Origin of the sequence: Gottschalkia purinilytica, from assembly GCF_001190785.1 — a bacterium.
GTDB lineage: Bacteria > Bacillota > Clostridia > Tissierellales > Gottschalkiaceae > Gottschalkia_A > Gottschalkia_A purinilytica.
Genome location: NZ_LGSS01000001.1, coordinates 19562 through 31258, shown reverse-complemented (window position 1 = coordinate 31258; position 11697 = coordinate 19562). Strand labels below are relative to the sequence as shown.

The following is an 11697-nucleotide window of genomic DNA, read 5'->3' as shown; positions in this document are numbered from 1 at the left end:
AGATAGGAGCGTGATAAGGTGTCAAAGAAACAGCCGAAATTAAAAATAATTCCGCTCGGTGGACTATATGAAATAGGAAAGAATATTACAGTTATAGAGTATAATGACGAAATCATTGTTATTGACTGTGGTCTCATATTTCCAGAAGATGAGATGTTAGGTATAGATGTTGTTATACCAGATATAACTTATCTATTAAAAAACCGAGAAAAAGTTAAAGCAATTGTATTGACTCATGGACATGAGGACCATGTAGGAGCACTTCCTTATGTGCTTAAAAAGCTAAATGTTCCTATATATGGAACTAAGTTAACACTAGGTCTAATAGAAAATAAATTAAAAGAGCATGATATTAACAATGTTAAGCTTAATGTAGTGAAACCATCCCAAACTATAAAAACAGGAGTATTTACACTAGAATTTATAAGAACTAGTCATAGTATACCAGATTCTGTGGCTATTGCTATTAATACTCCAGTAGGAACAATACTTCATACTGGTGACTTTAAAATAGACTATACTCCTATAAATGGTGAGGTTATGGATTTTCATAAGCTTGCAGAGTTAGGCAAAAAAGGGGTATTAGTATTATTAGCTGATAGTACTAATGTTGAAAGACCAGGATATACTATGTCGGAAAAAACTGTAGGGGATACATTTAATGATATATTTCTAACGGCTAAGCAAAGAATTATAGTAGCTACTTTTGCTTCTAATATCCATAGAGTACAACAAATAATAAATTCAGCAGTATTATTTAACAGAAAAGTAGCTGTGTCAGGTAGAAGTATGGTGAATGTAGTTAATGTGGCAACGGAGTTAGGTTATCTTAGTATACCAGAAGGAACGTTAATAGACATTAATGACATTAAGAAATATCCAGACAATAAAATAGTAGTAATAACTACTGGTAGTCAAGGAGAGCCTATGTCGGCATTAGCTAGAATAGCTTCATCTGACCATAAGAAAATGGATTTAATGCCAGGGGACTTAGTTATTATATCCGCTACTCCAATCCCTGGAAATGAAAAAACTGTTGCTAAGGTTATAAATCAGTTATTCAAAAAAGGAGCAAACGTCATATATGAAGCATTAGCTGATGTACATGTTTCAGGTCATGCTTGTCAAGAAGAATTAAAGCTAATGCATAGTCTACTAAAGCCCAAATTCTTTATACCAGTTCATGGAGAATATAGACATTTAAAACAACACTCTAAATTGGCCCAAGAATTAGGAATGCCTAAGGAAAATATATTTGTAGCTGAGAATGGATCTATAATTGAATTTACTAAAGATAAAGGAAGTATAACAGGTACTGTTCCAGCAGGAAATATTCTAGTTGATGGACTGGGAGTAGGAGATGTAGGAAACATAGTTTTAAGAGATAGAAAACATCTATCAGAAGATGGACTAATAGTAGTAGTAGTAACTATTAGTAAAGAAGATGGAAGTGTCGTAGCAGGACCAGATATAGTTTCAAGAGGATTTGTATATGTAAGAGAGTCAGAGGATTTAATGGAAGAAGCTAAAAAGGTTGTTAGGAATGTTTTGATAGAATGTGAAAAAAATCATATAACAGATTGGGCAACTTTAAAGTCTAGTATAAGAGATGCTTTAAGAAACTTCTTGTGTGAAAAGATAAAAAGAAATCCAATGATACTTCCAATAATTATGGAAGTTTAAAAACAAAAATAAGTCGTAGTAATTACTACGACTTATTTAATTGTTTTTAATAAAAGTTTTTAAAAGTATTAATAATAATATTATATTAAATTAAAACTAGAGAGGGTGAAGACTAAATTGAACACCAAATTTATAACAAAGGCTAGTGCTATAGCAGCTATATATGTGATATTAGTATTGTTAGAAATTCCATTAGGAACATTGGCTTTTGGCAATATACAAATTAGAATAGCAGAAGGACTGACTTTATTACCCTTAATAGAAAGTGCTGCAATACCAGGAGTTTTTGTAGGATGTATAATATCGAATATAATATTGGCTTCTGTATCAGGACTTGGGGCAATAGACATAATAGGTGGAAGTTTAGTAACTTTAATTGCAGCTTATATAACAAGTAAAATGCCAAATAAAGTTCTAGGAAGTTTACCTCCTATAATTTTAAATGGACTTATAGTTTCAATTTGGGTATCTTATTTTTTAAACATTCCTTACTTGATTACTTCTATTAGTATTGGGATAGGAGAGCTTATAGCAGTTTCTGTATTTGGAAATGTCGCAATATATGTTTATAATAAGGTGATGAAAAATGCTAATAGATAATTAACTTTTATTATGGATAAATAGGAGTTTAAATATAGGTAAATATTAAAGTTCTAATATTTAATTTATAAGAATTAGTTTATTTCTAGATTACATTATGTCTAGATTATTCAACGATATCATACAATTTTCGAGATATCTACACAAAATATTCTAAATAACTAAAAAGATAATTTTATTCCTTGTAAATAAAGTGATAAAATTGTATAATTTAAGAAAATGGACTTTAGAGAGGAAACTATTATGTCTGGGACTCTTTTCAAAGAAAATAAGAAAAAATCTATAAGTAAAAAAAAGATCGCAATAATATCTTCAACAATTGCTGTGATAGTAGGAATAGTTGGGGGTAAATATTATGTAGATAGGCAAAAATTAGCAGTTGCTAATGAAAATATACAAAAAATATCTATAACTATACCACAAGGTAGTAATACACAAAGTATAGCAAAAATTTTAAAAGATAATGGACTAATAAGAAATGAATTTATTTTTAGAATAACTTCAAAGCTTGAGAAGAAAGACTCATCATACAAAGCAGGAGTGTACTTACTAAGTAATGGAATGAATCAAGATCAAATTATGAAAGAACTTATTAGTGGAGGAGCTTCTAATAGTGATACCAAGTTCACTATACCAGAAGGATTTGAATTAAAACAAATTGCTGAAAAATTAAGTAAACAAGGAATAGTTAATAAGGAGAAATTTTTAAGTTTAACTTCGAAAGTGTCAAACTTTTCATCGGAGTATGAATTTTTAAAAGAAGTTCCACAAGATTCTTCATTAGAGGGTTTTTTGTATCCAGATACTTATGAAATATATAAAGGTGCCACAGAAGAAGAAATAATAAAGAAAATGTTGAATAATTTTAATAAAATATATACAAATGAAATAAAAAATAAAGGAAAACAAATAGGACTTGATACTAATAAAATTATAACATTAGCTTCAATTATAGAAAGAGAAGCAAAGATTGATTCGGAGAGACCTATGGTATCAGCGGTGTTTCACAATAGACTCAAGAAAAATATAATGTTGGAGTCTTGTGCTACAGTCCAATATATATTAGGTGAAAGAAAAGAAGTATTAACATATAAAGATTTAAAAATAAAATCTGAATATAACACATATTTAAATAGGGGACTACCACCTTCCCCTATAGCATCACCAGGGATAAAGTCAATAATGGCAGCAGTTGATCCTGCTAATGTAGATTACCTATTTTTTGTAGCTAATAAAGATGGAAGTCATACTTTTACAAAAACTTATGAAGAACATATTAAGGCTCAAAAAAATAATTAATATATAAAGATAAGTTAGGTTAAAATAATGCGTGGATACAAAAATGATCCACGTATTATTTTTGTGATTAATATAAGTAAGGAGGATATAAATTGAGTAATATAACTGCTAAGTATGTAGAAGAATATATAAGAGGACTTATACCACTAAAAGAAGACTTTTTATTTGAAATACAAGAATATGCTTATAAAAATAATGTTCCTATAGTGCATCCTGAAGTTGCTCAGTTATTAAAAGTATTAACAATGATGAAAAAACCAAAGAGAGTTTTAGAGATAGGAACAGCGATAGGATATTCTGCTCTTACTATGGCTAGTTGTATGGATCATGATAGTAGAATAATTACTATAGAAAGACAAGAAGATATGGTAAAAATTGCAAAGAGCAATATAAAGAATAAAGGGTATGAAAATAAAATAGAAGTTTTAAAAGGTGAAGCGGAGACAGTTTTAAAAGAACTAGATGAGAAATTTGACCTTATATTTTTAGATGCAGCTAAAGGAAAATATAAGGAGTTCTTTTCTTACTTTATAGATAATTTAAATGATGGAGGAATAATAGTATCTGATAATGTATTATTCAAAGGAATGGTTGCTACTGATGAGTTAGTTATAAGAAGAAAAAAGACAATTGTTAAGAGAATGAGAGATTACTTAAAATATATATCAAATCATGAATTTTTAGAAACATGTGTAATACCTATAGGAGATGGAGTGGCAATTACATATAAGAAGGAGGTTAAATAATGAAAAAACCGGAGCTTTTAGCACCAGCAGGAGATTTAGAAAAATTAAAAATAGCTATAACTTATGGAGCAGATGCAGTTTATTTAGGAGGAGAAGCTTTTGGTCTTAGAGCATCAGCTAAAAACTTTACAATAGAAGAGATGGAAGAAGGTATAAAATTTGCTCATGAAAGAAATAAGAAAGTATATGTTACATTGAATATAATTCCTCATAATGATGATTTAATTGGATTGTCAGAGTATGTTAAAACATTAGAAAACATAGGAGTGGATGCGGTCTTAGTAGCTGATCCTGGTATATTCTCTATAGTAAAAGATAATACGAAAGATATGGAAATACACTTAAGTACACAGGCGAATACAACTAACTACCAAACTGCAAAATTTTGGTACGATCAAGGAGTAAAAAGAGTGGTTGTTGCTAGAGAATTATCTCTTGAAGAAATAAAAGATATAATAGATAAGACACCAGAAGAATTGGAGATAGAAGCATTCGTTCATGGAGCTATGTGTATATCTTATTCAGGAAGATGTTTACTTAGTAATTACATGACTCATAGAGATGCTAATAGAGGAGAGTGTGCTCAATCATGTAGATGGAAATATTATCTTGTTGAAGAAAAAAGACCAGGAGAGTATTATCCGATAGTTGAAGATGAAAAAGGAACTTATATATATAATTCAAAAGATTTATGCATGCTTAAACATATACCAGAACTTATAGAGTCGGGTATTCATAGCTTTAAGATAGAAGGAAGAATGAAGACTCCTTATTATGTAGCAACAGTTGTGAGAGCATATCGTATGTTAATAGATGAATATTTAAAAGATCCAGAAAATTATAAACCAAGTGAAAAATGGCTAGAAGAAATTAAAAAGGCTAGTTATAGAGACTTTACAACTGGATTTTATTTTGGAAAACCAGATGATAAGGAACAACTCTATACTACAAGTTCATATATAAGAACTTATGATTTTGCAGGACTTGTATTAGACTATGATGAAAGTACAGGCATAGCTACTATAGAGCAGAGAAATAGAATATTTGTAGGTAATGAAATAGAGGTATTTGGGCCTAATAAGGAACACTTTGTTCAGAAAGTAGAAAAAATGTGGAATGAAAAAGGTGAAGAAATAGAAGTAGCGCCTCATCCTAAACAAATAATAAAGATGAAAATGGATAATCCAGTAGAAAAATGGGATATGTTAAGAATGGCTATTGAAAATAATTAAAAAATAATAATATTTATAATACCTTCACTCTAAGTTGGGAATAATTTTATTATAATCTTAGGGTGGAGGTATTAATTTATGGAAAAACATGGAATGAACGATGTGATTAGAAGAAGTATTCTATTTAAAAAAGTAATTATAGTTTTTTTCGGACTACTTATAATCAGACTATTTTGGATACAGATAATAAATGGAGAGGATTACAAAAATCTTGCAATTAAACAACAAACAAAAGATTTAAAAGTATCTTTACCTAGAGGGATAATATATGATAAAAATGGCATAAAGCTTACAAATACAGAAAAAGAAAAAACTTTATTTATTTTTAAAAGAGATATATTAGATAATAAAGAAAGTCTAGAGAAATTAAAAAAGGCTCTAGGATACTCAGATAGGGAATTAAAGAAATTACTTGATAGTAATAATTCTGTAATAGAATTATCGTTAAAAAATAAGAAGATTGATTTGAAAGAGATAAGTTCAATAAAAGAAGTTAGAGTAGAGGAAAAAGTATCACGAAATAATAATGAAAATTTACTTACTCATGTTGTTGGATATGTAAATAAGAAGGATAATAAGGGAATAAGTGGTATAGAGAAATCTTTTGATGATGAACCATTAAAAGTAGATCCTGGTTTTGGAAAGAGGTCTGTATTTGTAGATGCTAGACAAAAGATTATACCTGGAGTTGATGCTGAACAAGTTAGAACTAGTATGCAAGGACTACCTAATAGTCTAAAATTAACAATCGATTACTATATACAAAAGAAGGTAGAAGATATATTGGATGATCAGAAAAAAAATGGTGCAGTTGTCGTTTCAGAAGTAGAGACAGGTGATATAGTTGCAATGGCAAGTAGACCGAATATAAACTTAAATAATATTGAAAAGGAATTAAGTACAAAAGATCAAAGATTTTATAATAAAGCTTTAGAGTTATCATATCCACCAGGATCTATATTTAAGATAGTAGTTCTAATAGCAGGCTTAGAAGAAGGAATAATTTCATTAGATGATGAAATTATATGTAAAGGGTATGAAAAAATAGATAATGTGGTTATAAAGTGTAATAAACCTGATGGCCATGGTAAGATAAGTGTTTTACAGGGTTTTTATAAGTCATGTAATTCTACTTTTATACAGATAGGTAAAAAGATAGGCGCTAAAAAAATAATAGATACAGCAAAGCGCATAGGATTTGGAAGTAAAGTTGAGATAGGGTTAGATGATGAAAATAAAGGCGCATTACCTAAAGGAAAAGATCTTTTAGGACCTTCCATAGGAAATATATCATTAGGTCAAGGTAAAATAGAGGCTACTCCATTACAAGTAACGAATATGATGGTGACTTTGGCTAACAATGGGATAAAAAAAGATCTATCAATAGTAGATAGTTATGTAACACAAGAAGGATATAATGTAAAAAAAATAAAAAGAGATCCTGATGAAAGAATTATCTCTGAGAAGGTTGCATTACAAATAAGAAAGGCTTTAGAAGGAGTAGTTAAAAATGGAACAGCTCAAGGGATAGATCAAAGATATTTAGATGGAGCAGGAGGAAAAACGGGATCAGCACAAGCTACTCTTGACGGAGAAAAAGTAGTTCATGCATGGTTCGCTGGATATTTTCCGGAAAATAACCCTAAATATGTCATTACTGTTTTTATAGAAAAAGGAGATTCAGGAAGTTCAAATGCAGTTCCAATATTCAATAAAATAGCTAAAGAAATTAAAAAAATAAATATTAAAACAATTAAAGAAAACAAAAATTAAAGTGGTACTTGCACAAATTAGTTAATATGTTCATATAATTTAATATAATTGCTCATGTCTTGGAGGTGTATGTTTCAATGATAACTACACTATTAGCAGGGTTAGGACTTTTTGTAGAGCCTTTTTTATTATTAGTAGGGTATGTTTCAAATAGTAGTTCTTTTCCAAAGCCATTATCACAAGAAGAAGAGGACTACTATTTGATGTTGTATGAAAAAGGAGATGAAGAGGCAAAGAATGTTCTAATAGAAAGAAATTTAAGGTTAGTTGCGCACATAGTAAAAAAGTATAATAATACTGGTAGAGAAATTGACGACCTAATCTCAATAGGAACTATAGGACTTATAAAAGCTATAACTACATTTGATAGAAAAAAGGGAACGAGACTTGCTACTTATGCTGCTAGATGTATAGATAATGCAGATTTGGTTTAAAGACTATAATAAATAAAAAATTATTGATATTCTTTTAGTACTATCTCTACATTATCATTTTCCCAAAGAACATTATCTACTACTTTAAAGAGTAAATGTTTTTTTATATTAAAGGGCAGGTCTGAATAGTTTATATCATTATATATTTTGAGGTTATAGTTAATATTAGAATTTGAATTTTGTATATCTATAATATAATTTGTATCTATGTTATTAAGTTTATTATTTAGCTTAGATATAGTATTTTCCATTTGCATTACTTTAATTTTCATATACTTTGATGCACTACTATTTATATTGTTTTCTAACTGTGATTTAAGTATATTAATTTTACGTTTATAGTTATATATCTTTTTTTGTGTAATTTTTCTTGATTCCATTTCTGGAAATAAATTATTTTCTAGTTTTAAAGTAGTGTCTATATTATTTTGTATATAGTTTGCATCTTTAAAATGATTATGTAAGGTATCGAAAATCAACTTATCAATAAAGCTTCCGTTTATAGAAGAATTAGAACATTTTACACCTCTTGATCTTTCTTTTAAAGTACATACATAGTAATAATTCTTTTTTCCTTTGTTAGAAGATTTTCCATATTTTACTCTCATGACACTTTTACATTTATTACATATAATTAGACCAGATAATAATGCTACGTTAGAAGTACCTAACCTAGATGGTTTTTCTTTATTATTATTAAGAATAGATTGAACATTTATCCAATCTTTACTTGAAATAATTCCCTTGTGCTTCGATAAACTAACAATCCAGTTTTTTTTATCATTTCCATCTAATTTGTTGCTATGTCTATTATATACTAATACACCATATTTGCCATTAAAGTCTTTTTTTTCATTAATAACTTTAGAACCTAACTTAGTAATATATCTATATAAATCTTGATCAGCAATACAATATACTGGGTTTGAAAGAATCTCCCTTATGGAAGATGAGGAAAAAGTTAGATTATTTTTACTCTTTATATTATGATCTAAACAATAACTTTCAACTTTAGATAAACTATTGAATTCAATATATATTTTGAATATTAATTTCACAATATTTAATTCATCTTTTAGTGGTGAGAGTATATACATCTTTTTCTCATTCATATTAGAATCTATATAAGTTATAGGCTTACTTGAAAAACCAGTAGGAGGGGTACCTCCAAGCCATCTACCTGTTTTAGAAAGCTGTATCATATTATCTTTTATTCTTTGTGAAATAGTTTCTCTTTCTAATTGTGCGAATACCCCAGATATATACATCATTGCTTTTCCCATAGGTGTATTAGTATCAAATTGTTCACAAATAGAAACAAAAGAAACATTATATTTTTCTAGTAAATCTATCACATTGGAAAAATCTCTTAATGATCTACTAATCCTATCTAATCTATAACATATTAACACATTAAATTTTTTAGACTTTAAATCATTTATCATTCTTTTAAATTCAGGTCTTTTTGTGTTTTTACCTGAAAATCCTTCATCATAGTAGATATTTAATTTATCTACATGAATATTGTTTTCTTGAGCATATTGAGTGCATATTTCTATTTGATTTTTAATAGATTCTCCTTTGTCAGTAAGTCTAGATTTTCTTACATATATAGCTCCTTTTTTCATTAAATCACCCTTAATAATATCATCTTAATAAAACATATGATCTTTTACGGAAACATAGAATTAATTTAAAAAGATTGATATTAAAGTTATTTAACAGATAAATTTTAGTATTTTATTTTAACAATATATAAAGAATAAGGAGGAGAGTTATGGTAAGATATAATTGTAAAAGCTCAAATATAAAAATTATTATCAAGGATATAAATAATAAAAGAAATGAAGAAATATTAAAAGATATATGGAATAAAGAGATCTTTAATTTTATAGTAAAAAACTCTCAAAGTATTATAGCAAAAGATAATCAAGAGGAAAAATTACTTTAATATAAATTAATAATTTAGATAAAAAGAAAAGTAAGAGGTGGATCATGTTTTTTATAGGTATATTTGGTATAGAAGAAAAAGAAAAAATAGTAAAAGAGCTAGATAAATTAGAATGTAAAAATTGTAATGATCATAAAAGTGCTTATTTAATAAAAAGTTATAGATATTTTCATTTCTTTTTTATTCCAATATTTAAGTGGAATATTAAATATTATGTAACTTGTAACAATTGCAACTCACTATATATGATTGATGAGGAAAAAGGGAGAAAAGCTGAAAAAGGAGAAATAGACATAACATACTGGGATTTACAAGAAGTTGAAACAAATAGAGAAGATATTCAGATGAAATGTCCAAGTTGTTCTAGCAATTTAAATGATAGTTATATCTATTGTCCATATTGCGGGAACAAAATCAAATAGAAATATTGACTGTAAATTTTAGATAAAAATAAGGAGAGAGAAATATGCAATATAAGAAAATACAAGAGTTTGAAGTAGATGATCGTATAGATGGATTTTACATAATAAGATCTATAGAAAAGAAAACAGCATCAAATGGTAACAATTTTTTAGATATAACTCTATCAGATAATACTGGTGAAATAAATGCAAAGTTGTGGGATTTAAAAGATAGTATAGATTATGAACAAAATATGCTTATAAAAGTAAGAGGAGATATAGTAGAATGGCAGGGAAAAAAACAATTAAAAATTATTAGGATGAGAAGCACTAATGAAAGTGATGGTGTAAAAATAGAAGACTATATTCAATCAGCTCCATATGATTCAGATGATATGTATAATTCAATATATGACTACATAACTAAAATAAAAAATGATGACATAAAAAAATTAGTAGATTATATTATTAAAGAAAATTATAATAAACTGTTATACTATCCTGCAGCAAAACAAAATCATCATGCTATACGCTCTGGATTACTTTACCATATATTAAGAATGTTGATGACTGCTGAGAAGCTTACACAGATATATGATTACATAAATAGAGATTTACTTTATGCAGGAATTATATTACATGACATCGCTAAAGTTGAAGAAATGGATGCTAATGAGTTAGGAGTAGTAAGTGACTATACAGTTGAAGGACAGCTACTCGGACATATAATACAAGGTATAAAAAATATAGATAAAGTAGCTATGGAGTTAAAAATAGATAGAGAAATATCTATTTTATTACAACATATGATTCTTTCGCATCATTACCATCCTGAATTTGGAAGCCCTAAGAAACCAATGATACCAGAGGCAGAGCTTTTACACTACATAGATATGATAGATGCAAGAATGTATGATATGGAGAAACATCTTAAAGAAGTTAATAATGGGGAGTTTACGAATAGAGTTTGGTCTTTAGAAAATAGAAAATTGTATAGACCTACAAATGATCAATTAAATAATTATGATGAAGAAAGCATGACTAAATTATGTACGTTAAATAAAGAAGAAGTTTTTGGAAAACAATCATATTAGACTGATATAATATATAGTCTTTTAGCAAAAATAGGTAATGAAATACTTATGACTATACGTTCTTGTAAAAAGATTAAGGGAGAAGTATCTCTTCAAGATCCAATAGGGGTTGATAAAGAAGGAAATGAACTTTACTTATTAGATGTCTTGGGAACTGAACCAGATGAGGTCTTAGATGAAGTAGACCTTAAAATTCAAGTAAAAAAATTGTATGAAAAAATGAATAAAGTCTTAAAAGATAGAGAAAAAACTATAATTCAACTTAGATATGGACTATTAAACGGAGGATGTAAAACTCAAAGAGAAATAGCAAAAATGTTAGGTATTTCCAGATCATATGTTTCGAGAATTGAAAAGAGAGCTATAAAAAAGTTAAATAAGGCATTAAGTGTAAATAAATGATATTATTAAAAGCTACTGATTATATAATCAGTAGCTTTTAATTGTTAAAAATGCACATTGGAGGATATAAAGTTATAAGGCA

General features: G+C 27.9%; 12 protein-coding genes. 11 read left to right on the top strand and 1 reads right to left on the bottom strand.

Annotated elements, in window-relative coordinates:
- Window positions 1-18: 18 nt before the first annotated feature.
- The 7 genes from CLPU_RS00200 to CLPU_RS00170 all read left to right on the top strand — a co-directional run bounded on the left by CLPU_RS00200 (window position 19) and on the right by CLPU_RS00170 (window position 7767).
- On the top strand, window positions 19-1683 hold the full coding sequence (locus tag CLPU_RS00200; RefSeq protein WP_050353623.1) for a ribonuclease J: 1665 nt from the start codon (window positions 19-21) through the stop codon (window positions 1681-1683).
- A 117-nt stretch (window positions 1684-1800) separates the two neighbouring features.
- Window positions 1801-2283, top strand: coding sequence for a QueT transporter family protein (locus CLPU_RS00195; RefSeq protein WP_200898421.1), 483 nt, complete (start codon window positions 1801-1803; stop codon window positions 2281-2283).
- 243 nt (window positions 2284-2526) lie between these two features.
- A complete protein-coding gene (mltG, locus tag CLPU_RS00190) occupies window positions 2527-3582 on the top strand; it encodes an endolytic transglycosylase MltG (protein ID WP_050353621.1) in 1056 nt (351 codons plus the stop codon).
- Window positions 3583-3674: 92 nt separating this feature from the next.
- Window positions 3675-4328 (top strand): O-methyltransferase, encoded by a 654-nt coding sequence (locus tag CLPU_RS00185; RefSeq protein WP_050353620.1) that lies wholly within the window; start codon window positions 3675-3677, stop codon window positions 4326-4328.
- The gene (locus CLPU_RS00180) at window positions 4328-5560 is read left to right on the top strand and encodes a peptidase U32 family protein (RefSeq protein ID WP_050353619.1); all 1233 of its coding nucleotides are present in this window, start codon (window positions 4328-4330) and stop codon (window positions 5558-5560) included. The genes CLPU_RS00185 and CLPU_RS00180 overlap by 1 nt, the downstream gene beginning before the upstream one ends.
- A 78-nt stretch (window positions 5561-5638) precedes the next feature.
- Window positions 5639-7333 (top strand): peptidoglycan D,D-transpeptidase FtsI family protein, encoded by a 1695-nt coding sequence (locus CLPU_RS00175; protein WP_050353618.1) that lies wholly within the window; start codon window positions 5639-5641, stop codon window positions 7331-7333.
- Window positions 7334-7410: 77 nt separating this feature from the next.
- Window positions 7411-7767, top strand: a complete 357-nt coding sequence (locus CLPU_RS00170; RefSeq protein ID WP_050353617.1) for a sigma factor — start codon at window positions 7411-7413, stop codon at window positions 7765-7767.
- 20 nt (window positions 7768-7787) lie between these two features.
- Here the strand turns inward: CLPU_RS00170 and CLPU_RS00165 are convergent, their stop codons facing one another.
- Window positions 7788-9395: a recombinase family protein gene (locus CLPU_RS00165; protein WP_050353616.1), complete on the bottom strand. Its 1608-nt coding sequence runs from the start codon at window positions 9393-9395 to the stop codon at window positions 7788-7790.
- Between the two features lie 149 nt (window positions 9396-9544).
- Between CLPU_RS00165 and CLPU_RS17110 the strand changes: the two genes are divergently transcribed.
- Genes CLPU_RS17110 through CLPU_RS00150 form a run of 4 tightly spaced genes read left to right on the top strand, consistent with a single transcriptional unit; the run spans window position 9545 to window position 11615 of the window.
- Window positions 9545-9718: a hypothetical protein gene (locus tag CLPU_RS17110; protein ID WP_157857689.1), complete on the top strand. Its 174-nt coding sequence runs from the start codon at window positions 9545-9547 to the stop codon at window positions 9716-9718.
- A 44-nt stretch (window positions 9719-9762) separates the two neighbouring features.
- The gene (locus CLPU_RS00160; RefSeq protein ID WP_050353615.1) at window positions 9763-10140 is read left to right on the top strand and encodes a zinc ribbon domain-containing protein; all 378 of its coding nucleotides are present in this window, start codon (window positions 9763-9765) and stop codon (window positions 10138-10140) included.
- Between the two features lie 44 nt (window positions 10141-10184).
- Window positions 10185-11213: a 3'-5' exoribonuclease YhaM family protein gene (locus tag CLPU_RS00155; protein WP_050353614.1), complete on the top strand. Its 1029-nt coding sequence runs from the start codon at window positions 10185-10187 to the stop codon at window positions 11211-11213.
- A gap of 48 nt (window positions 11214-11261) precedes the next feature.
- Complete coding sequence (locus CLPU_RS00150; RefSeq protein WP_082153999.1) at window positions 11262-11615, top strand: sigma-70 family RNA polymerase sigma factor; 354 nt, start codon at window positions 11262-11264, stop codon at window positions 11613-11615.
- The last annotated feature ends 82 nt before the right edge of the window (window positions 11616-11697 follow it).